Source organism: Paraburkholderia xenovorans LB400 (assembly GCF_000013645.1).
GTDB classification, from domain to species: domain Bacteria; phylum Pseudomonadota; class Gammaproteobacteria; order Burkholderiales; family Burkholderiaceae; genus Paraburkholderia; species Paraburkholderia xenovorans.
Genome location: NC_007951.1, coordinates 2,907,604 through 2,929,736, shown reverse-complemented (window position 1 = coordinate 2,929,736; position 22,133 = coordinate 2,907,604). Strand labels below are relative to the sequence as shown.

16 protein-coding genes and 1 pseudogene are annotated in these 22,133 nt (G+C 58.2%); 6 read left to right on the top strand and 11 right to left on the bottom strand.

Annotated elements, in window-relative coordinates; genetic code table 11:
- Nucleotides 1-211: 211 nt before the first annotated feature.
- The 5 genes from istB to BXE_RS13000 all read right to left on the bottom strand — a co-directional run bounded on the left by istB (nt 212) and on the right by BXE_RS13000 (nt 5,180).
- Nucleotides 212-961, bottom strand: a complete 750-nt coding sequence (gene istB, locus BXE_RS13020) for an IS21-like element helper ATPase IstB (RefSeq protein ID WP_011488762.1) — start codon at nt 959-961, stop codon at nt 212-214.
- Between the two features lie 15 nt (nt 962-976).
- On the bottom strand, nt 977-2,530 hold the full coding sequence (istA, locus tag BXE_RS13015; RefSeq protein WP_011488761.1) for an IS21 family transposase: 1,554 nt from the start codon (nt 2,528-2,530) through the stop codon (nt 977-979).
- Between the two features lie 273 nt (nt 2,531-2,803).
- Entirely contained in the window at nt 2,804-3,532 is a 729-nt protein-coding gene (locus tag BXE_RS13010) for a hypothetical protein (protein ID WP_011488760.1), read from the bottom strand.
- Nucleotides 3,516-4,292, bottom strand: coding sequence for a Hachiman antiphage defense system protein HamA (locus BXE_RS13005; protein ID WP_011488759.1), 777 nt, complete (start codon nt 4,290-4,292; stop codon nt 3,516-3,518). Before BXE_RS13005 ends, BXE_RS13010 begins: the two co-directional genes overlap by 17 nt.
- A gap of 18 nt (nt 4,293-4,310) precedes the next feature.
- Nucleotides 4,311-5,180 (bottom strand): restriction endonuclease, encoded by an 870-nt coding sequence (locus tag BXE_RS13000; protein ID WP_011488758.1) that lies wholly within the window; start codon nt 5,178-5,180, stop codon nt 4,311-4,313.
- 548 nt (nt 5,181-5,728) lie between these two features.
- Between BXE_RS13000 and BXE_RS12995 the strand changes: the two genes are divergently transcribed.
- Together BXE_RS12995 and BXE_RS12990 are read left to right on the top strand one after the other, a co-directional pair.
- Complete coding sequence (locus tag BXE_RS12995) at nt 5,729-8,077, top strand: ATP-dependent nuclease (RefSeq protein WP_011488756.1); 2,349 nt, start codon at nt 5,729-5,731, stop codon at nt 8,075-8,077.
- Nucleotides 8,074-9,951 (top strand): UvrD-helicase domain-containing protein, encoded by a 1,878-nt coding sequence (locus tag BXE_RS12990; RefSeq protein ID WP_011488755.1) that lies wholly within the window; start codon nt 8,074-8,076, stop codon nt 9,949-9,951. The genes BXE_RS12995 and BXE_RS12990 overlap by 4 nt, the downstream gene beginning before the upstream one ends.
- Nucleotides 9,952-10,331: 380 nt before the next feature.
- On the opposite strand, the gene BXE_RS12985 is transcribed toward BXE_RS12990, so the two are convergent.
- The 6 genes from BXE_RS12985 to BXE_RS12960 all read right to left on the bottom strand — a co-directional run bounded on the left by BXE_RS12985 (nt 10,332) and on the right by BXE_RS12960 (nt 17,494).
- Nucleotides 10,332-12,026 carry a hypothetical protein gene (locus BXE_RS12985; protein ID WP_148222946.1) on the bottom strand — a complete coding sequence of 565 codons (1,695 nt, stop codon included), beginning with the start codon at nt 12,024-12,026 and terminating at the stop codon, nt 10,332-10,334.
- 219 nt (nt 12,027-12,245) lie between these two features.
- Nucleotides 12,246-13,352, bottom strand: a complete 1,107-nt coding sequence (locus BXE_RS12980) for an IS5-like element ISBxe5 family transposase (protein WP_011488753.1) — start codon at nt 13,350-13,352, stop codon at nt 12,246-12,248.
- Between the two features lie 379 nt (nt 13,353-13,731).
- Nucleotides 13,732-14,358 (bottom strand): DNA-binding protein, encoded by a 627-nt coding sequence (locus BXE_RS12975; RefSeq protein WP_011488752.1) that lies wholly within the window; start codon nt 14,356-14,358, stop codon nt 13,732-13,734.
- A 4-nt stretch (nt 14,359-14,362) separates the two neighbouring features.
- The gene (locus BXE_RS12970; protein WP_011488751.1) at nt 14,363-15,553 is read right to left on the bottom strand and encodes an XRE family transcriptional regulator; all 1,191 of its coding nucleotides are present in this window, start codon (nt 15,551-15,553) and stop codon (nt 14,363-14,365) included.
- Entirely contained in the window at nt 15,546-16,922 is a 1,377-nt protein-coding gene (locus tag BXE_RS12965; RefSeq protein WP_011488750.1) for a 7-cyano-7-deazaguanine synthase, read from the bottom strand. The genes BXE_RS12970 and BXE_RS12965 overlap by 8 nt, the downstream gene beginning before the upstream one ends.
- Entirely contained in the window at nt 16,919-17,494 is a 576-nt protein-coding gene (locus BXE_RS12960; RefSeq protein ID WP_038457787.1) for a hypothetical protein, read from the bottom strand. The genes BXE_RS12965 and BXE_RS12960 overlap by 4 nt, the downstream gene beginning before the upstream one ends.
- 232 nt (nt 17,495-17,726) lie before the next feature.
- Here BXE_RS12960 and BXE_RS12955 point away from each other — a divergent pair, with 232 nt between their 5' ends.
- The 4 genes and pseudogenes from BXE_RS12955 to BXE_RS12935 all read left to right on the top strand — a co-directional run bounded on the left by BXE_RS12955 (nt 17,727) and on the right by BXE_RS12935 (nt 22,058).
- A complete protein-coding gene (locus BXE_RS12955) occupies nt 17,727-18,881 on the top strand; it encodes a PIN domain-containing protein (RefSeq protein WP_011488748.1) in 1,155 nt (384 codons plus the stop codon).
- 684 nt (nt 18,882-19,565) lie between these two features.
- A pseudogene (locus BXE_RS12945) lies at nt 19,566-20,265 on the top strand (tyrosine-type recombinase/integrase); the annotation flags it as partial.
- A gap of 22 nt (nt 20,266-20,287) precedes the next feature.
- On the top strand, nt 20,288-21,073 hold the full coding sequence (locus BXE_RS46530; RefSeq protein WP_158340944.1) for a hypothetical protein: 786 nt from the start codon (nt 20,288-20,290) through the stop codon (nt 21,071-21,073).
- A 130-nt stretch (nt 21,074-21,203) separates the two neighbouring features.
- Nucleotides 21,204-22,058, top strand: a complete 855-nt coding sequence (locus BXE_RS12935) for a MipA/OmpV family protein (protein ID WP_158340945.1) — start codon at nt 21,204-21,206, stop codon at nt 22,056-22,058.
- The last annotated feature ends 75 nt before the right edge of the window (nt 22,059-22,133 follow it).

Sequence of the window (22,133 nt, the reverse complement as noted above, 5' to 3'; positions counted from 1 at the left end):
CTGTTCGACCAGAGATCAGATAGAAGATGGATCGCGACGCGATGTGACCACCACTGCGGTAGGAGATTAAGCTCCGCACATATGCCCAGGTTCTCCCGGAGTATGCCAATAGTGCGTATTTCGGGGAAGTTGAACGCCCGTTTCGGTGAAGTCGAACAGGCCAGGAGGGAGGTGCTGCGTAGTGCTTAGATTGTACTGCGAGTGTTCGAGATCAGGCTACTTTTTGATCAGGTGCGCTCTTCTTGCGCATCGAATCGCCCTTCAATGCAAGCTTGTGAGCTTGATGAACGAGGCGGTCGAGTATCGCGTCGGCGAGCGTCGGGTCTTGCAGCCAGGCGTGCCAGTGTTCAAGGGGCAGTTGGCTGGTGATGATCGTGGACCGTGTGCCAACGCGATCGTCGAGCACTTCGAGCAGATCGTTGCGCGCGCCCTGATCGACGTCCTGCAGTCCCCAGTCGTCGAGCAACAAGACGTCCATCTTTGCGAGCTGCGCAAGCCGACGTGTGAAGCTGCCGTCGCCGTGGGCGATCTTCAATTCCTCGAACAGCCGGGCGACGCGCACGTACAGCACGGAGAATCCCTGTCGGCAGGCCTGCTGGCCGAAGGCGCAGGCAACCCATGTTTTTCCGGCGCCAGTTGGCCCTGTCAGGATGAGGTTCTGTGCATTGCGGATCCAGTCACAGCTGGCGAGCGCAGCGACGACACTTTTGTCGAGGCCTCGGCTCTGCCGGTACTCGATGTCCTCAACGCAGGCCTGGGGATTCTTGAGCTTCGCAGACTTGAGCAATCGCTCCAGCCGCCGCGTATCGCGCCAGGCGATTTCACGATCCACGACCATGCCGAAGCGTTCATCGAACGACAGGCTCGTGCTGGCCGTCAGCGCCGCCTGTTCCTCGAACGCGCGAGCCATACCGTCCAGCTTGAGGGCCTTGAGCTGGGAGAGGGTTTGCTGCATCAACATCGTGACCTCCTAAGGTCAGTGGTAATACTTGGGCCCTCGCACATTCTCGTGCAGGGGCGACTGCCATTCGATGGCCCCGCTTTGTGGCAGCGGCTGCTTGTCGGAGCCAGTTTGCAGGATGGTTCGCACGGACCGCTGGGTCGGCGCGCCAATCACGAGTGCTCGCTGGCACGCCGCCTCCAGTCGCTCCTTGCCGTACTTGCGCGAGAGCGACAGCAGACCCAGGCACGCGCGGTATCCCATTTCCGGGTGCGGACGGTTCGTCAGCAAATGCCTGACGATCGCCTCGGCGCTGACGCCGATCGATGCGCCCCAGTTCAGCAACCGGCTCGGCGTCCATTCCAGGTGGGCACGGTACGCCGCAGGCATATGCTCGGCCACAGTGGTGTACTTCCCCTTGAGCCGACTGCGAGCGTGAGTGGCGACGCGTTTGCCGCCGTGCAAGACTTCCACACCGTAACGCGTCACGCGCGCGTGGACTTCCTGACGCACAAGGCTGTGAGGCGCGCTGTAGTAGTGACCGTCGACCTCGATGTGCGAGTCAATGTTGACGCGGCATTTCTGGAAGGTGGCGATTTCGTAGCGACGCGTCGGCAGCGGGCGCAGCGCCGGTTTGTCGAGCCGCTCGAACCACTCGCGTCGAGTGCCCTCGAGCTTCTTGAAGGGCCGCGTATTCAGATCGTTGATCAACCCGGCGATCGCCTTGTTCAGTTCGGCCAGACTGTAGAACCGGTGATTCCGGAGGCGGGCGAGAATCCAGCGTTCGACGATCTGTACGCCTACCTCGACCTTCGCCTTATCCTTCGGCTTGCGCGGGCGCGCGGGCAGCATCGCGGTATCGTAATGGCTCACGAAGTCTTGCGTGGTCAGGCCGAGCGTGGGTTCGTAGCGGTCGGCGTTCGAGATCAGTGCCTTCGGGTTGTCGGGCACAAGCAACCTTGGCACGCCGCCATAGAACTCCATCGCGTCAATGAGGCCGCCGATCCAGTCGGGCGTCGCTTCCGAGCGCGTGGCGCACGCATACGTGTAATTCGATGCGCCGAGCACTGCGACGAAGATGTGTGCCTTGAACGCAATGCCGCCGGTGCGATCGAGAATCGGCACCGTTTGCCCGGCGTAGTCGGCGAACAACTTCTCGCCGGCGTAATGTTGCTGGGGCATCGACCGCTTCAACGTCTGGGCCCAGTCCTTGTATCGCTGGCAGAACTGCGTGTAGCGCAAGGTCCGCTGGCCGGGATTCGCGGCGACGTACTCTTCCCACAGCAACTGCAACGTCACGCCTTTGCGGCGCAATTCCCGATGGATCCAGGCGCAGTCTGGCTCTATGCGTTTGCCTGCGGCCGTCGTCGGAGCAGCACCGTTGACGAGCAACTGCTCCAGCTCTGCTTCAGACAGCGGCTCGATCTTCGCCCAGTCCAGGCCGGCCGAAGCGGCGAGCTGCAAATATTGGGTAATGGTACCGAGCCCGACGCCGAGCGCGCCGCTCACCTGCCGGTGAGACAGATTACAGGTCCATTTCAGGCGAAGCACATCTTTTATTTTGCGCATGGTCGTCCGGTGAGCCGGCATCGTCGGTTTCTCCCAAAAGGAGCCACCTTAACCGCCGGCCGATTGAGCCATCCGCAGTACCGCCAACCGAAACCGCGCCTTTCGTTTCGGTCCACCGAACACGCATTTCGGTGGAGTGAACAGCCGTTTCGGCGGGCTGAACACCGATTTCGGGAAGATGAACGCGCGTTTCGGAGCGCCGAACACCGATTCCGGAATTCCCCAGAACCGTTCGACTTCAAGCGAAACGGCTGTTCACCTTCCTCCGGAAACCCTGTTCGACTTCAACCGAAATCAGTGTTCGGCTTCGCCGAAATACGCACCAATAGCACGCTCGACGAGTTGTCGCTCACCGCGCTCCAGCGCGAGCAGGAACTGAGCAAGCGCGCCGAAGAAGATGTCTGTTAGGGCGAGATCGAGGCCTTCGAACAGGAAGTCGTGACCATCGCGCTGAAGGTCGCCAGCGACATTTTCTTGTCCAAGGCGTTCCTGAAAAAGGCCAGCGATCCGAGCATCGGAACCTTGACCATCGAGACGAAAGGCGTAGACATGAGCCCGGAGGGTAGCGATATCTCGCCGCATGAGTAGTGCGAGAGCTCGTTCGACCGGCGAGAAATTCTCGTCTGCAGCGACGATGGCGAGCAACGAATACGCGCGTGCCGACAGGTGGGCGAGATGGTAGCTGGCGGCCGCCATGACGAAGTGAAAGTCTCGATCCACTTCTCGGCGGTTGCCTTTCGCCATGACGGCCTCGAGGGCGGTCGCCGCCTGTTCAAAAGCTAGACGGGCCTGACCCGGATCGCCGCCCATCTCCAGGAGGCGCAGGCCGAGGTTGAGGAGGGCATAGCCGTAGCTGTGAAGGTCGAAGCTGAGCTGGGGCGAAAAGGCCGGCGCGTCAGCTGGCAGGATGCCATCCCGCCAGATCATTGCACGCGCCTGGCCGCGTGCGATCAATCGACCGCGGAACCCAGCGGCCGCGGCTTCGGTGATGGCTTGTCCGATTGCGTCAGGGGTGGTTGCCATTGGCGATCACTTGTGTGTAGACCGCACCGATAAAAGCGGCGTGTCCATCGACGTGGAGGCCAACGCCCCATTGGGTGATTGGACCGGGATACGCCTGCAGCGACTGCTCCAACAGCGCCTGTGGTGCGTTACCGGAGAAAGTGAACAACAGATGACGTACGTTATCGACGGGAATTCCATGTCGGAGGAGCGCGTCGTCGATTGCGTCCGCTAACGGAAGATCCGCGAGGTCGAGCAGTCTCGCAGAAATGAAAGAGAGGGCGTGAGCGGACGGAAGACCGCCATCCTTGTCAAGTCCGGCCCGCGCCTCTGTAAGGGTCTGTGCGCGCAGATTATTCCGGCTTTTGGCCTCGGTTTTCAGGAAGCGTAGACGTTGGGTCTCGGGATCGAGGATCATGCCGATAACGTCGTCACCGCGCATCGCCATTTCACGATGATCTTTCCAGCGAAGCCGCTTTACCGGAGCGCGATAGCCGCTTTGGGAGTTGATCCATTCCGTCGCATAGATTTCGCCAAGATCGCCGGACCTGATTTGTGGTGTTTGGGGCAACAGGTCAGTCACCATCCTCGCAGCTTCGACCTTCCCCAGGCGCGCCAGTGCGCGGGACACGCGCTCTTCCGCCGCGTAGTGACCAGGCACGGTGGACGCGGTCAACTGGATACCAGTGGGAACATCTGCCGGCCTGCTGGTAATGACCCGGACATAGTGATTCCCAATGGGAGTGTCGGCAGAATCGCACCAATCGTTGAACTGAACCATGTTTGCCGCCTTTCAGGCTCAGTTTGGAAAGAGGTCGCGTACGCGCAGGAAGGGCGCACCGGTTTCTGCCGCGCCACGGACCTTGCGGGTTAGAACCTCGTCAAGCGAAATTTCGCGGTTGAGCATTTCATACAGATCGTAGCCATCCATGCAAATCACGCGTTTGCCTCGGCCAAAGGCAGCGAGGCCCTCCTCAGTGAAGCCGCTATTGCTTACAAACAGGCTACGGGTCCAGGCGGCCTTCTGCTCGATCTTCCCATGGAAGACATGAAGTTCGCCGACACCTATCGGCTTTCCGTGCCATTTCGCCTCGACCAGATACGTCTCGTTGCCAAACTGGAAGCTGCCATCGATCTGTTCGCCCCGAAGGCGGAACGGATCTTGGGGCGCCAATCCATAGGCGTCGAACAGATCCCGGAGGAATTTTTCGAATGCGTAACCGCGTGCATGCGGTTCCAGAGACGTAATGCTTAGCAGGTTGCCCTTGATCTGGGCAATCTTTGCCTTGTCGAAGGCAGGGCTGGCTGGCGGAGTTGGGGGAGTGTTGTCCGGGCGTCCCTCCAACCGATTGATGAGCGAGCGTAGCTTTCTTCCAGCGTCTTCAAGTTTTTCCGGCTCTTTGGTGCGGGCGCGAAGAGCCTCTCGATACTGCCAGAGCGCATCGAGTGTCCGGATAGCGGTTGGTTTGTCGACATTCTGGAGGAAGTAGCGAAGGCGCTTTGCCTTTGAGTTCCCTCCCTGCGCGTAGCGTGGGTCGTCGATATTGACACCCAGTTCGCTCGCGAAAAACTGAGCGAAGGTGCGATCAGTAAAGTTCAGGACGTAGCCGCCGCCCATGTCGAACAGATCATCGATCAACATCATATCGATGGTGCGGATGGTATCCATACTTTCCCTTCCCCCGGAGGGTTGGCCGCCTGCCCCTCTGAAATCCCTAAATCCCTGGCTGACAGCTGGATGTCAGCATAAGCCGGTGCCTATTATAAATAGTGTCTGATAACTGGTGCCCCAAGGCTGTCTGCCGTGAAGGACGGGAAATCCCCTGGAGGGCGGTTCGGTGGTCCGCACCTTTGCGCGGCAGACAATTCCGGGCTGGTCAGCACGGACTTTTGCCACAATAGTCTGCCCAATTTTCCATCAATCGCATTTATATCGGAATAGCTCGCAGCGAACGTATGACGCTTCGGCTTTGTCGGGCAATTTGTGAGACAGGGCAGCCGAGACCGTTTCGCGGTGTGTGACGTGTTCCCGCCGGCCCAATCGCGGAACGTTGAGCGAAATCCGTGGACGATCGCGTAATCGGAAGAACTGTCCATTCACTTTTGCGGCGACTAGCGGCCGGTCAAGGTCATCGCTTCCAGAGAAACGGTGTAGTAAGCTGCTTAAGAAAGCTGGCCTTTTGAGCACGCGGGTGGTCCAATAACCGGGGGATGGGGATGCATTTGAAAAAGCTGGTCGTCCGCAATTTCAGGCGGCTACGCAACGTCGTGATCGATCTTGCATCCGACATCTCGATTTTCGTCGGCGCGAACAACAGCGGCAAGACATCAGTTGGGCACGCCCTCCAGTTGTTCACCGGAGGCGGTCGTTTCAACATCCACGACTTCAGCGCCGAGCTTTGGCCCGACATCGTCGCGTTCGGTGAGGACGAAGGCGAAGGCGTAGGCGAATCGTCCTTGCCTCAGATCGAAATCGACATCTGGCTCGAAATCGGCCCGGACGATGTTCACCGTGTCATCGATCTTCTGCCCAGCCTGGCTTGGGAGGGCACGCTGGTGGGGATGCGTGTCGCCTACGCGCCCAGAAATCCTGCGGAGACGCGGGCGCGCTATGCGGAAGTGCGTCAGCGCGCGCTCGATGCAGTCGCAAAGAATGAAGACGGAGCGCCAGTCTTTGACCCATCGCCACGTAACCTGCGGGAGTTCCTCCGCGACAGGCTGCACGACGAATATGAGCTATGTCATTTCGTACTGGATCCTGCACGTTTCAGCGCGAATATGATCCCAGAGGATGGCTATGCCCCGGCCCCGCTAACCGGTCGCGACCGGAGTGGGCGTGAGATCTTGAACGGTCTTCTTCATATCGACTTCTTGAACGCGCAACGCCATCTCTCGGACGGCCCTGGTGGCTCGCGCGCCGAGGATCTCTCCCACGTGCTCAGTCGCTTCTATGGACGCAACCTCGAACAGAAAGGCGAAGATATCGAGGCGTTGCGTGCCCTGGCAGCGTCAGAGGTCTCGCTCAATGAGCATCTTGAGCGGGTGTTCGAGCCGACGCTTAAGAGCTTGTCGAAGCTAGGTTATCCGGGTCTTTCAAACCCGCGCATGATGATCCGCTCGGCGCTCGACCCGGTCAAGATCATGAACGGGCGCGATGGTGCGATCGTCCACTATGCACTGGGTGGGGATGACGGGAATCCCGACCCGCCCACTTTGCCCGACCACTATAACGGCTTGGGCTTCAAGAACCTCATTTTCATGGTTGTCGAACTGCTCGATCTTCACGCCCAGTGGCTGGCGATCGAGGGGAGCCGTCCGCCGGTCCACCTGATTTTTGTCGAGGAGCCCGAGGCGCACCTTCACGCCCAGCTTCAACAGGCCTTCATCCGGAAAGTGATGGATATCCTCGCGCTTAAGGACGAGGACCGCACGCACTATACGAGCCAAGTCGTCGTCACGACCCACTCGACTCACATTCTTTACGAACGAGGCTTCCGGCCGATTCGCTATTTTCGTCGGAGCCGTTTGCAGAATGTACCGACCTCGGATGTCCTCAACCTATCGCTCTTCTACGACAGCACTGACCCGGACATTCGGAGCTTTCTTGAGCGCTATTTGAAGCTTGCGCACTGCGATCTCTTTTTTGCCGACGGCGCCGTGCTGGTCGAAGGCAATGTTGAACGGCTGCTGTTGCCGCAGATGATCGCCAATGCCGCGCCGCGACTGCAATCGACCTATCTCACCGTCCTAGAGATCGGCGGGGCGTTCGGCTTCCGATTCAAGACGCTGATCGAGTTTCTCGGCCTCACGACGCTTATTATCACCGACCTTGACAGCGTGTTTGGTCCACTGGCGCAGGACGGCGAGGACGCTGCCCATGTTCAGCCAGCACACGTGGCGCCGCCTGCTGAGAATGCGGTGGCTCCGGACGCTGACGTCGAAGACACGGACGATGAAGATGAGGATGCGCCTGCGGCGGCGGAGAAGCCCGGTAAGGCGTGCGTCGCCGGCCAACCCGGCGCAGCGACATCCAATCAGACGTTGGTCCAATGGCTACCGAAATGTGCGACGATCGCCGCCCTGTGGGCTGCGTCGGCTGAGCAGAAGATTCAGGCACGGGCGAACGACAATGACGCTTTGGTACGGGTTGCCTATCAGTGCCGGACTGATGTGACCTGGGGCGGAGAAACCTTGGCGCTCGCCGGTCGTACGCTAGAGGAAGCATTCGCGCTCGAAAATCTGGAATGGTGCCAACACAAAGACCGCAAGCCGCTTCAGCTCCGCATCGCTAAGGCTGGCGAAAAGGACCTGGTTACGCTTGCGGAGCGTATCCACAAGCGGGTGCAGGCAAAGAGCTTCAGCAAGACCGACTTCGCGCTCGCCTTGCTCGCCGAGGATCCGGGTAATTGGACGGTCCCGGCCTATATCGCCGAGGGCCTGTGCTGGCTGGAGACCGAGATCGCGCCGCTGTCGCTAGACGATGGTGAAGACGGCGAGCAGCAAGAAGAAGGCGGTCTTGAGCTGGCGAACGGGGTGGTTGTCGCTGGCGATGGGGTGGTTGCGTGACGAGCCGCATTGGCAGTCCCAACACGCAAGCCGACCTGGACGTTCGGGCGTGTCTCGATCGGATGCCGCCGCGCTCGTTCGTCATGGTCGCCGGCGCAGGGTCGGGGAAGACGACCTCGCTGGTCAAGGCTATCGCGCATCTGGCCGAGACACGCGGTCCCGCTCTGCGTCGGGCGGGGCAGCAAATTGCCTGCATCACATATACCGAAGTCGCTGTCGGTGAAATTGTGGCCGACGTTGGCGTCTCGCCGCTATTCCACATTTCGACGATCCACAGTTTCTTGTGGTCGATCATCCGGCCGTTTCATATCGATATCGCGACCTGGGTCGCTACCCGTATCGAGGAGAAGATCGCGGAGCGACGCGAACATTACGACAGGCCCCGGACGCAGGAGAGAACGAAGGCGCGTCTTGCACAGGAGATTGCTGATCTGGAGGCCGAGTTGGATGCAATCGGTGGAGTCGGGAAGTTCGTCTACGGCAATGGCAGCAGTTACGCCGAGGGCATTCTCGGCCACGACGATATCCTTAAGCTTGCTCCAGCGTGTGTCGCTTCGCATCCACTGCTGAGACTTCTTGTTGCTAAACGCTTTCCCTACATCTTCGTCGATGAAAGCCAGGACACCAATCCGGAGGTGGTGGAGGCGCTACGACAAATCGCGGGGGACCATCCTGATCTTTGCGTTGGTTTCTTCGGTGACCCCATGCAGAAGATCTATATGAGCGGAGCAGGCGCTGTGCCGTTGAACGACGGCTGGGCGGAGGTCACAAAACCCGAGAACTTCCGCTGCCCGACATCAGTACTTGGGGTCATCAATGCGATCCGCGCCGGTGGCGACCGCCTAGAGCAGGTGCGTGGTCGGACAGTGACCGTTGATGGCATCCAGCAACCCGTCGCTGGCTCCTCTAATCTGTTCGTCCTCCCGGCGGACGGTGAACGGAGCGCGCACCTCGCCGCTGTTCGGCGGTGGTTGGCGGTCGAAACCGGGGATGATCTCTGGCTAAGCGATATGCGGGAGGGCGATGTGCGCCTGCTTGTGCTGGTGCACCGCATGGCCGCCACCCGGCTCGGCTTTCCCAATCTGTATGCCGCGCTCAATGACCGAGCCCCAATGAGCTTGAGTGAGGGTTTGACCGATGGAACAGCCTGGCCCCTCCGCCCGGTTGCCCAGCACATACTCCCGCTTGTCGTCGCGGCGCGAGCGGGGGATCAGTTCACCGTGATGTCGGTCTTGCGCAGCGAAAGCCCGAAACTCGAGCCCGAGCGGCTTCGAGGACAGGCGACGGCACCTGTTCTTAGAGCGCTGCAACAAGCGCTCGACGGGCTTGTGGCGTTATTGGCGGAAGGATCGCAGGCGACCGTGCGAGACGTCTTGACACTTGTGCGCGATAGCGAACTGTTGCGCCTCGACGATCGCTTTGGCGTGCATCTGGTTGCCGAGCCGGTAGACGACGGCAGCAGCGGATTCGAGAACGTTCAGGCGTACCTGGCGTGCGGTGTCGACGAACTCTGGGCTTACCGGCGCTACTTCACCGAGGAATCACCGTTCGCGACCCATCATGGTGTGAAAGGTGCGCAGTTTGAGCGTGTTCTGGTCGTGATTGACGATGATGAAGCTGGCTTCCGGCAATATTCCTATGGAAAGTATTTTGGGTACGTCCCGCTCTCGGAAAGCGACGAAGCCAGGATTGCTTCAGATGAAGAATCCGTACTTGATCGAACACGTCGCCTCTTTTACGTGTGCTGCTCACGAGCGGTGAAGGATTTGGCAGTCGTGGTTTTCGCCCCTGATGTCACGGCGGCCCGCACCGCGATCGTCGGGAAGAATCTATTTCCCGAGGCCGTAATACGGGGAGTGGAGCATCTGGATTGAGGTCATCGATCTCAAAAAACAAAAAGTTCGAGGACTTGGAGCGCATCTAGCTCTGGCATCAGGATTACGGCGGTTATTGAGAGCTATCCGGTCGGCTTCTCTCGATCGCCTATGCTTGCCGCTTCCGGCTGGCATGCGCGTTCACGCAGGGAACGATGATGACCGGGTGCGATCCAGTAGCGCACAGAACGAACAATTCGCAATCTAACGGGGTGAGGGCTCAGGTTTCTATCTGCTCCGGCAGTTCGCGTGAAGTTGATTTCTGTGTCTGTCGCCTGGCGTGTGCGGCACCCTTTGCATTCTGTTTGGCACGAAAGTGTGGTCGGAGTTTGCCAGGTCAATGTTGTGCTGATTTGTGCAATGCGGGGATTGACTTGTTGTCAGATTTTGATGTCGAGTTTCTCGAGAGCATTTCTCACTGCAGCTTGACCTGGATGCTTGTCGCCGGACCGTACGTGCCTGAACGAAAAAGCATTACCAGGGCATAGAGCTGTCAGTTTTTTGACGATACCGATGACATGCCTAATCTCCGACAGCAATTGATTCAGCCAGTCGAGAAACGTAAGTTCATCGTGAAGCTCGAAAACCAGACCTTGGAAACTTTCTTCTGCATCAGTTTCCGTGCCATCATCTGCTTTCGCAATTCGCGGGCGCCTCTGTATTTCAATGATATAAATTACCTTTTTGGGGCTAACAACGCGCGCTACAAGTATGCCGCGAGGAAGGCGGTTTTCGACATCGAAGAAAAGCCAGTTGCGCTTCCTTGTTGTAATGTCCTTGTCGTCTTTGTCAAACGGTGTAAGCGCAACGAGTTGCGGTGGCTCGCTGCTTCTGAAACCGTTCTCGTGCGTGTACCATTCAACGCTGCGAACCTGATCGGGATGTGACGTTGGTAGTTTTCGGAGAGCCGTCCATATGTCACGTAGTGTACCCTCGGATTCCATTGCCACATGCGCGTGAATGGAAGCATGGCCGGTGTCAGTCCCGGTACCGCGGACTTCTCCACTTGAGAACGAGTCTGGATTGCCGCCATCGCTGCGTTTCCCCGCGGATGTTTCCGCTTGGTAGCGGCGATAATCCTTAACTACCCGCTTTTCTCCCAATACTTCGAAGTCGTCTTCGACCACGTCGGTCGACGCGGCTCCGAACTGCGGGGCATCAGCATCAGTGAGGTCCACGATCTCTGGAGGGCGAACGATGTGACGGCCCGGTGCTCCTTTCCACGCTTCTCCGACGCCGCTGCCTGTCGCCGGATTTTCCGCTTTGTTCGAATTTTCCCTATCGCGCTGTAGTGGAATGCCGCTTGGCTCTGTCAAGCCGTCGACGCGAAGAGCCAAAAACGTCTGGCCATTGTTTATCCAATGGCCACGGACCTTGATTGTTGCCGTGCCCGAGAACCAGGGGCCAACTTTGGGGAAAGCGTACGAGTCGCCGCGTTTGAATGCAGTCCTGATCTGGGTGAAGATGCTCTTTGCTGCGTTGCGCGCGAAATCGTCGTGCAATGCATGGGCGAGGAATACCGTGTCGCCGTTGTGCAGACGCTTGCGTAATCTGATCGGCCAGTACCCTGGCTCGACCGCTGTCGGGTCGAATGGAGCGAAAAAGCGGTCCGCAGCTTCTTCCCAACGATATGTTGTAAGTATGCGAGGCACTTCCTGGGAGCGGCCATAGCATCTGGTCAAAAACTCGATGCATGGGACCAGAAGGTTGCTGCCGTTGGGCAAGCGGAAGCTCATCAACCAATTCCTGTCGCGTTGATACCGGAGCGGGTAGTCGGAACTGGACAGGGGGCTCGGTTCACCTTTATACGAACACTCATCAGGCGAGGTAAAACTCCATTCCCCGGGATTAAACTCGATCTCGGCACGCAGATCTTCTTGTTCAACGTTGCCAATACGAACTCCATTTTGCCAAACCGTCCCAACGCGCAGAATGCCCAAGTGGGTCAACGCCACGTTAATTTGCTGCCATGCTCGGGGTACATTGTCCTTGTCGAGCGTGCGGAGGAACACTGCGACTTTGGGCACGCTTTCATCGCGGCGGTTCTGAACTACGCCGCCAAACCACCAAACCACGACTCTCCCCTGTATCGCGCGGAGATCCTCACTAGGTCTGACATTTCCGGAGACCGGTCGCACGACGATTGCCCCACTAGCAGGCTGTTGAAATACACTTCACTGACGCAAGGGATGTCTTTCTAAAGAACCATCGCGTCGGTTTGGTTCGTGTCGATTTGATAGCGAGCGCCCTTAATTCAGGTGGAACCAATGCCGTCTCCTCGCCGATTTGCACTTCTACTCCGTTCTGTTCGCGAGCGTACGCATGCGTGTGAGGTTGTAGGCCGCCTGTGTCAGCAAGAACAACTGCTCGACCCGCTCGCGGCCGCGATACATCGCCTGACGAATCCGGCCGACTGTCTTACCCCAGCCGAAGACCTGCTCAATGCATTTGCGCTTGCGCTGGCTGATGGCGTAGCCAGCCCAGCGTGTCGTCCGAGCGTCAATCGCCGAGCCACCCGCGCGGCCGTCGTTTTGCGCCACGTGCGGCGTCACACGATTGGCGCGGCAACTCGCCACGAAGCCCGCCGTGTCGTAATTCCTGTCCGCCCCCACAGTAATGGGGGCGCTGGCAACTTGCGCCGCGTCCGCGAGCATTTGAGCCGCAGCGTCGCGTTCGGCCGTACCGCTGGCCTGCGTCACTTGCGCGTTCACCACCAGACCATGCCGGTTATCCGTCAGCAGGTGCCCGATGTAGCAAAGCAGCGCACCAGTGCGCCGGCTCTTGCGAAACAGCTTCGCCTGGCTGTCCGTGCTCGATTCGTGGGTCTCGTTGCTACGCTTCTCACCGTGCCAGTTCTCGCGCTCACGCGCACCGCCATCAGGCGGCGCATCGTCATCCGACTTGTTCTTGCTCACGAAGCTCTTGTGCCCGGCCCACGCCTGAATCAGCGTGCCGTCCACGCTGAAATGCTCGCCCGACAGATAACCGCGCGCATGCGCCGACTCAACCGTCTCGTTGAACAGTTCAACGATGACGTCGTGCTCGAGCAGCCGGTCACGGTTCTTGCTGAAGGTCGAGTGGTCCCACACCGCATCGTCCATCGAAAGGCCGACGAACCAGCGAAACAGCATGTTGTAGGAGATTTGCTCCATCAGCATGCGTTCGCTTCGAATCGAATACAGCACCTGCAACAGCAACGCGCGAATCAATTTCTCCGGGGCGATGCTCGGGCGGCCACCCTTCGCGTCGCTCTCGTACATCCGAGCGAACACCGGGTCCATGCGCTTGAGTGCGTCGTTCAGCCAAATGCGAATCGGGCGCAGCGGGTGATTGGCCGGCACGAAGTCATCCAGCCTTGCCATCGTAAACATCGTCTCGGTGTAGCCGTCCGCTCCGCGCATCGCTTCGGTCTCAGTGTTGTCCGCTTCCTTGTTTCAACGTTTACCGCTCCCGGTCCGATGACCATGGCGGAAGCTATTTCAACAGCCTGCTAGGAGAGCGATGCTCAACGGACGGACTGGCTTCGGTAGTTTCGGTGAGTGTATCGAGCGACATTGGGGATAAAATCAATTCTTCGGACAAATTCATCCTACCATAGGGACGGAATAGCAAAGACTCCGAGAAGGCGTGCGCGGCGTACTTCCTGAGGCGTCTTTCAACGGCCTGAGCGCGAAGATAATCACCTTGCTTTCCGCTCGCCCATCTCGACATCGGCCTGCCCGCCGTATGCGCTTGTAAAGGCCGATCGACGTGGGTGAAAAGCTGACGTGATAGTCATTTTTAGCGCGCCGTCAACGCGGTGAAGTCACCATCTTTATGGTTCTGACTGTCAAAAAATCGTTCGCGGTACCCAGGGAGGCACGTGCAGTCGCGCGACCGCTCCACGCCTATGAGTGCGATAACGTCATCCGCACTTTCCGAGGGAATCCGCATGCGACCGTCGCGTAGGGCGTGATATAGCGCGTCTACAGCATGTTGGAGACCAAGTGTGGCGATGACCGTCGGATGCCGAAGGAGGTCTAGCGACCAGTGCGGCACTAACGCTGGCAGCAGTGTGCTGGCGCGTGTTCGCCCCCTTCGTTCATCAATAACCGGCCGAAGTTGTCTGGAGGCGGCGATCGCAATCGTCGCGGCCTCACCATCGTCCAGCGACGGAGATGTCGATGTAAGTTCGTGAAACATTGGATACTCGGCATCGGTCAGGCTGACGACCGTAACGATTCGATCTGCCACAAGCGCTCGCAGAAAGCTGTACTCGCCATTTTTACGGCTTCTCTCATGTTCCAGTTCTCCTGCGACAATTTCTGGAACGAGAATGTCGTTCGGGATTGCCGAGAGGATTCGTTCACCATATTTGCACGCGTGAAGGTTAATTAGTACGCTGGTGTCGAGAACCCATTGGTTCACGATATCAATCCGGGAGCTTGAGCAGTTCATCCGTATCCCTTTCCTCAAGCTCGATTTGATCGATAATGCCGCGTACCTCCACTCGGCCTAGCTTCAGTAGCTCCGCCAATTGTCCTTCCGACATCAATTCGCGTTTCCAGGCAGCATGTGCCATCAGGCTCAGGCGGTGGGAGATGGGGCGGTCGGCATCGCTTTTCGCAGGATCTCGGCGTTCAGTCATTTCGCCGAGAACCTCCCGAGCGTGCTCATCGGTGATGCCGCCATTGTTTTCGAACCAGACCCAGGTACCTTTCTTGGCAAGTCCTAATTCCTCGAGCCGGAGGCAGCACGCCTGCCGCGATATGTTGTACTGTTGGGCCAGGAGAATTATTAGACGCCGGGTCGTCTTGCCGGTAATTTGCTTCAATTGGCCGAAGCTTTCCGAGAAACTTTCGGCCGGCGTCAGGAAGGCACGACCAAAAGCATTGGCGTAGCGTTCGTCGCGTGACAGAAATTTCTCATCTTCTTCGAGCACCTCCGGAGTCTGACGCGTGCCATAGAAGTGACCGAGCTCATGCGCCGCGGACTGGATGCGCCGGGGTAGTGGATGGCTAGCGTTGAGAAGAATGCAGGCACCAATGTTTTCATCGTAGCTAAAGAGGCCCGCAATCTTCGAGTTGGAAGCAAGGCGACGTTGATACAAGCGTATGCCGAGATCCAGCTCGATTACCGAAAAAATGTCGGCGATCGGTCCCGGGCCAAGACCAAGCCAGTCGCGCAATTCCTTTGCATGCTTTTCGGCGAGTGCCGTGACGTCGCCCTCATTGAGGCCGCGCTCCGGTGGGTAATTTCGTCGGCGCTGGATGCCGAGTATGTTCTCCATTTCTACATCCGCCTTAATCAAGTCGTTGAATAGCCGAATGGCTTCAGCGGTTTGCGCGTCCTCTGTCTCACGCAATTTGCGAAAGCGAGGCACTAAGTCGACGTGGACGGCTTCCCGGCGGAGCAGGGCGTTCACCGATACGCCGTAGTGGCGGCCGAGTAACTGGATTTCCTGAATACGCACGCGGCGTACGCCCTTCTCGATGGATACGAGCGTGGGTCGGGAAACGCCGATGATCTGGGCCGCATCCTCTTGTCGAATGGCAGCGTTCTCTCGCGCTATTCGCAGGCGGCGTCCTATTTCCTGTGCGGTCAGCTCATTCAAATCAGCCATAGCGTCCTCCATCCATCCAGTTGTTCAGGAAGCTCTGTTGCCCTTGAGCGGACAGAAATGCTCGCCATTCCTTGGCATGCGATGCCAACATCAACTTCAGTTTTTTCAACGTTTCCTCGTAGGTGTTCTCGGTCGCGGCCGCAATTTGCGAGGCGTACGCGCGTAGAACGTCATCAGATAGATCGGCCATGTCCGCGAGGTGCTGCAGATGACGCATACCGACGCTTCCATATTCGACCATGATGTCCCGATCAGCTTTTTGAGGAATGACCGACAAAGCGTCATCCACATTAGAAGCAGCGAGGTCGGATACAACATAGGTGTCAGGCGCCTCGCTGACGCCAGCGGCATGCAGACTCAAGCGTCTCAGTAAGCAGGCCGCACACAGCCCGCACTGCTTCCTGCTGCCGACATTTACGACGCGGCGTGTTTGCCAACAGGACCGAGTACTCTTAAGATGCTCTCCGGACTTTCCGGGTATGCGCAAAAATGCGCTTAATGTTTGGCCTTTCGTGAACCACAGGCGCGGCTGCTCAAACCTTACCTGATAGCCTTGCAGAGCCTTGATGAACCGTTCCATCTTCCGGAAGAAAGTTGGATAGTTGCGATAGTCGGCGTAAACGCCGTAGAGCGGAAGCAGCACCGGTCCAAGCGCGCCTTGGCCGCTCTCTGGAACCACAATTCGCGTCACGTTTGAGAGTTGTGCGGCAATCGCTGTTACTGCTGCAAATTGAAAGCCGCGCGAACGGAAGCTACTCTCATTGCCGCGGTATCCACTGATATTGAATGGGATGTGAGTGAAGTAACTATCGCCGTCCTTGCGGGGTTGGCGATTTCCAGCAACCCGGATACAAAGGGCCTCGCCCTCGTCGCCGCTCAAAGCAGACACGGCACGCGAGTCCAAACCATTGCTGTAGGCAACGGCAAAGGTCTTGGTTTTGCCGAAGTCCAGAGGCAACTGCCGCGTGCCAATAGGCGAAGGGGCCTTCGCCTGGACAAAGGTAAACTGCCAAGTGTCGCCGGTCAGGTGGTTGAGGACATCATGGAGGCTCTGCAGAACCTCAGATTTTTGCCAATTCCTTGGATCGGCAACCGGAAGGGTCACATGCAAGATGCGGCGCCAGCCCATCGGACGTTTCCAATAGCGATCAGCGAACTCAACTGCGGCGCAGAGAACCAGCATATTGAAGTGAATTGGTTTGCAGCCCTCGACGTCGAAGCTGTCCAGAGCTGATGCATTAAAGCAAATATGCTGGCCAACTTCGGCGATCACAGCGTCTTTAGGGACAGCGCGGCCCCGCTTCTGCCCATTCTCGAGAACAACGAGGCGCTTGTCAGATCTAGCCGGCTTTTTGGGAATAGTGCTCATTCTTCGGGGCCCTCATCTACGCCGAGTTTTTTCTGAAGCGCCTCACTAAATGCGCGCTTATTGCCTGAGGCCAAAGCAGCGCAGAGTTCCTCGACCTTGATGGAGGAAAACGTCTCGTGGTTTCGTTCAAGCCCTTTGCGATAATCCTCAAGTTTCATGTCTCCAAGGTCGCGGGCGCGGATGCATTGTTCGTCGAGGCGGTTCTTGGTGGTGCCAATCCACTCTTTGGTCGTGCTTTCCAGTGCTCGGTCAAGTGCTTTCTCTGGAGAGATTTGATCCCTGAGATTGGCGACCAAATGCCTGCGCAGAAAATCGGCCAGAGGCAGTATTGGATGGCTGTCAAAGATCGTCTCAATCGATGCCACGGGGTCCAGGTCCATTTGGGGACGTCGGGCATGCGCATGGAGTTCGCCTAAAAGCGGTTGGAAGACCTTCATGTCAACGTCGCCAATCATGCTGTGGCAGGCCTGCGCCATGCGCTCTTCAGCATTCGTGGCATCGCTGACCAATTTCTGGCCGTATACCTTCCAGCGGCTACTTAACGCGGCATTTCTGAATGGTCCGTCAGACATAGCGCCCTCCAATGTCAGTAATGTACGAGACGATTCTGACAATGTCAATATAATTCCAAGAAAAGCTGACATTGAGTCGGGTCAAGGGCTAAAACGCTGACGATCGGCCGCGGTGACGGAGGAGGGAATCTCGCCGCGTCAGTGCGAACCGCTGGATGGACGACGTGCCGTTAGTGAAGTCGTAACCCGGGTCGGTATCATTCAGACATCGACCATCCACCAAATCAAACACATGCCTCAAGATCGTCCGACCGCGGCTCAGCTTTGGAGCGGTGAAATCTCGTTTTTTTCCCTCGATACCGACCTGATACAAAGTGCCGGGTACAGTTTCGACGCAGGTGTGCTTAACCAACTGCCTCAGGTGTTCCCCAAAACGATGCAGCTTCTGTTGACCGAAGTCACGGCCAGAGAAATTGTTAGCCACCTTATGAAATCGGTGACGCAGGCTATGGGAGAGTTCAGGAAGGGCTCCGACACGCTCAAACGTTCTGTCGGCATCGACATGGATCAGATTGATAAATTGTTCGAAGCGCTGTCGGTCGTGAGCAGCGCAGAGGCGGTGTTCCGTGAGCGCGTCGACAGCTATGCAGAACGATGCCGTGGCGAGGTACTGCCGATTGGCGGCGGTGACATGATGCCCAGAATTTTTGAACGATATTTCGCGGGGCTGCCTCCGTTTGGTGCGCGGAAGGACAAGAAGGCCGAATTCCCGGACGCAATGTCCTTACTGCTGCTTGAGGACTACGCTCGTGACCATGGGACGAGAGGGGTTGTCGCTTCGCGAGACGAGGGATGGAGCGAGTTTGCAGGGAAGTCGGAGTATCTGTATTGCGTTAAGTCACTTGACGCATTGATCGCGCTTTTCGAGGCCACCGGCGAGCACGCGAAGACACTCGCTGACCGAATAGCTTCCGCGGTAGAGGACGAGAATTCGTTCGTGCGGGCCGCGCTTCTTGACGGATTCAGGACGCACATCCATGAGTCGTCATGGAATGTCGAGAATGTGTACAGTGGCGTAGTACCTCGCGTTGAAGCGGCAACCTGCGAAGCGGATGTCATCAGCCATGTGTTGCAATCCGATCGCACGAAGGTCTGGAATCTTGAGGAGGATAAGTCTGTATGGGTTGTCGAATTGACGGCGTCGTTGACAGTGGAGGTGCAGATCGATGTGACGTTCTATGTTTGGGATGCGATCGATCGGGAAGAGATGGAGCTTGATACGCAAACAGTCCGACGCAAGACGAACATCGAAGTGAAAGCTTTTTTGACCGTTGGTGGTGCTGAGACCGAAGTGGACCCGGCCAAGTGGGATGTAGGCGTCGAAATAGCTCCCGGCCAGTATGAGATCGACGTCGGCGAGGTGGAGCCGGAATATAGTGGAGATTGAGCGTGTCGGCGCAAGAATTTAACACTATCACTTTAGACCGCGGCGGCTGCATTGATTCGAGAGAGATCGCTTCGTAGCGGAGATGCTTGCCGCCATTGAATGCGTAGCATGCTTCTGCAAGCTCTGCCCGGACCGCATTGGAACGTGCCTGACGGTATCGAAGACGGTATTCCCGCAGAAGTCGTCCTCGATCTCCTGGGGGTTGCGATCTTTCAGCGGAGGCTCAAGTTGATTCTCCGATACAGTCTCCTCAGAGCTGACAACTGCCGACTGGAATTTCCGGTATCGCTGACGGTATCGACGCCACGTGGCTAGGCGGAAACGCCGTCGCCACAGGGCTCCCGCCATGCGATTGACAATCGAGTGGGAGTGAATTTACGTCCTTCGAGGACTATCGCCAGCTATCGAAAAGCGCTCTTAACGTATTGATTTGGAAAGAAATGCGTTACGACAGCTATCGGTGGCTATCGCCGGCCAGCAAAACAGGTTGACGGTAAAGCTGACGGTAAGAATCGAGGCCGAATCAAGACCCTCCCGTTCACTATTCAGACTTTTACCGTCTTTGACGGTAAAAGGCTTCTCGGGAAAGCTTGTTTTATGCGGCTTTCCGGGCATCAACAGGTCTCCTGGTCCCTGACGGTAAAACCTGACGGTAAAACCGTCAAAATACCGGAGGAAACCTCGATGCTCACTGACGCTGCACTACGCAATCTCAAGCCCAAGTCCAAGATTTATAAGGCTTCTGACCGGGACGAGATGTACGTGACGGTATCACCCAGCGGTACTGTCACCTTCCGCTACGATTACCGTTTCAACGGACGCCGGGAAACGCCGACCCTCGGGCGCTATGGCTCTGACGGTATTTCTCTCTGGCCATGGCGCGCGAGCTATTCTGGACGCGCGGAAAACCGTCCTCAAGGGCATATCACCCGCGCTCGAAAAGCAACGCGAGAAACGCCGGGTGGTCGCCATCAAGACCTTCGGCACGGCGATGGAGACATGGTTGGCCAATGCAAGATTGGCCGACAGCACCCGCGCCATGCGCAAGCACATCATCGACCGGGACATCCTGCCGGTTTTCCAGAATCGCCTGCTGACCGAAATCCAGCCCGAAGACCTGCGGGCCTTGTGCAACAAGGTCAAGGAGCGCGGAGCACCTGCTACGGCGGTGCAGATTCGGGACATCGTGAAGCAGGTCTACGTCTATGCCATCGCCCACGGTGAAAAGGTAGATAACCCCGCTAACAGCGTAGAAGCAGCCTCGAACGCCACCTTCGCGCCGAAGGATCACGCCTTGTCGCCACCGGAAATCCGGCTGATGGTGCAACAGATGGAGTCGGTGGCGGCTTATCCGCCCATCAAGCTCGCACTGCGCCCGGTTCTATGTCGCTTTCCCGATCACCAATGTGAACACCGCGCACCGGGTCGTCGAGAACCTCGCTCGACTGACGCACATTCTCCAGCCAGCGCCAGCTTTCTTTTTCCTCAACGGTACCTATTCGTTTGGCAGTGATTCGACCGGCACGGCGCATACGCCGGGACAGGGCACCTGTGCAGGGCAGACCGCGGCGTGGTTCACGCAATGCAAGCAATGGTCTGCCATTGCAAAATACACTGGCCCGCGCTTTGGCGCGATCGTCGCGTACGACGAGCGGCATGGCGGACCAGGTGCCTCGGCGAACCTCTCCGACGGGATCGCACCGGAACCCCTGAGCGCCGGTACTGATACGGACCGGCACCTTCTGCTGAGCGGCTATCTGAAGGTCTCGACCCTGACGTTGTCGACCGGCTGGATCTCGCGCACCGTGAATTTCTCGAAAGCGCTTCCTTCAACGGTGCGCACCAGACTCTGGTTCGCCGGTACGTCATGGAACATTGCGCCTGACATCGTATGGGCGACGCAGTTGTATCGCATCGCGAACCCGGAGCACGACACGCGTGCCACGCTCGTCACGACGCGGGCCATGTACCTGCTGTCGAAGGCGTCAGCCCTATACGTGCAGGTAGGCTACCTCACGACAGTGCCCATGTCGCGTACAGCGTATGCACGGGCGGTGGCGGAACGACGCCGTTGCCGGTACGAACCAGACGGGCGCGATGCTTGGTCTCCGCCATTTCTTCTGATTCGCAGGGACATGATCATGCGCAAGGGCCACGGCATAGGGGGAATGCAGGCTCATACTTTCGGATGACCTGAATCGATCCCTTCGGCCGATTCCAGACCGGTTGCCGTTACGTACGATACGCCCGGATGTTTGAGTCCAGGCGCGTCGTTGCGAACGGGCCTGCAAGCCGATCAAGGAAACGACCAGGAGAATCACGTTGGCGCATCACTGCAAGACAAGGGCTTTGGAGTTCGGGCAAGCCGGGGCAGGGCGACGCGCATCGATCGCGCGTGTTCATCAATACTGGCCGGCGCTGGGAGTACTGTGCTGCTCGATTGCATTCACGACCGGCGTCGGCGCATTGAGCCTCGCCAGCACAGAAGCACAAGCCGCCGCCCCGACGACGATCGGCATCGGCGTTGCTGCCGCGCCGCGCTATGAAGGCAGTAGCACCTATCACCTCGAACCGTTTCCGATTCTGTCCGCATCGCGCGGCATTTTCTTTCTCGATGGACTCGAAGGCGGCGTTGCCTTTCCATTGGGCGGTAATCTGAAGACCGGCCTGATCCTGTCGACCCAGTTTGGCCGCGACCAGAGCGACGGCGACCGGCTGAACGGCCTCGGCGACATCCATACCACGGCCGGATTCGGTGCGTTTCTGGACTGGCATCCGGGCGCTTTCGATGCGTCGCTCAAGTTACTCCAGTCGTTGCACGCCGGTTACGGCGCTACGCTGACGCTGGAAACAAAATACACGTTCAAATTGGGCGCGCGCGACAGACTGACCGTTGGCAATGGCGCTGTGTGGGCCAACAGGGGTTCGATGCAGACTTTCTTCGGCGTATCGCCTGTGCAGGCGGCGAGCAGCGCCGCGGGTCTGCCGGTCTTTTCGCCGTCGGCGGGATTCAAGGACATCAGCACGTCGGCGACGTGGGTGCATCTCTTGAGCCGGAAGTGGTCGGTCAATGGCACACTCCGGGTGGACCATCTGCTTGGCGATGCAGCGGAGAGTCCGGTTGTCGAGCACAGCACGTCGCTGTTCGGCGGCGTAGGTGCAGCCTATACGTTCTGATGCAGCGGTCTTCCCATTTCTCTTTCACGGACGCTAATTCCGGGTGAACGACACGGCGCAGCGCACATTTTCTCC

Excerpts from the sequence above, each read along its gene's own strand:
- istB (WP_011488762.1), bottom strand. The coding sequence starts at position 961 with ATGTTGATGCAGCAAACCCTCTCCCAGCTCAAGGCCCTCAAGCTGGAC.
- istA (WP_011488761.1), bottom strand. The coding sequence starts at position 2,530 with ATGCCGGCTCACCGGACGACCATGCGCAAAATAAAAGATGTGCTTCGC.
- BXE_RS13010 (WP_011488760.1), bottom strand. The coding sequence starts at position 3,532 with ATGGCAACCACCCCTGACGCAATCGGACAAGCCATCACCGAAGCCGCG.
- BXE_RS13005 (WP_011488759.1), bottom strand. The coding sequence starts at position 4,292 with ATGGTTCAGTTCAACGATTGGTGCGATTCTGCCGACACTCCCATTGGG.
- BXE_RS13000 (WP_011488758.1), bottom strand. The coding sequence starts at position 5,180 with ATGGATACCATCCGCACCATCGATATGATGTTGATCGATGATCTGTTC.
- BXE_RS12995 (WP_011488756.1), top strand. The coding sequence starts at position 5,729 with ATGCATTTGAAAAAGCTGGTCGTCCGCAATTTCAGGCGGCTACGCAAC.
- BXE_RS12980 (WP_011488753.1), bottom strand. The coding sequence starts at position 13,352 with ATGCGCGGAGCGGACGGCTACACCGAGACGATGTTTACGATGGCAAGG.
- BXE_RS12970 (WP_011488751.1), bottom strand. The coding sequence starts at position 15,553 with ATGGCTGATTTGAATGAGCTGACCGCACAGGAAATAGGACGCCGCCTG.
- BXE_RS12965 (WP_011488750.1), bottom strand. The coding sequence starts at position 16,922 with ATGAGCACTATTCCCAAAAAGCCGGCTAGATCTGACAAGCGCCTCGTT.
- BXE_RS12960 (WP_038457787.1), bottom strand. The coding sequence starts at position 17,494 with ATGTCTGACGGACCATTCAGAAATGCCGCGTTAAGTAGCCGCTGGAAG.
- BXE_RS12955 (WP_011488748.1), top strand. The coding sequence starts at position 17,727 with ATGCCTCAAGATCGTCCGACCGCGGCTCAGCTTTGGAGCGGTGAAATC.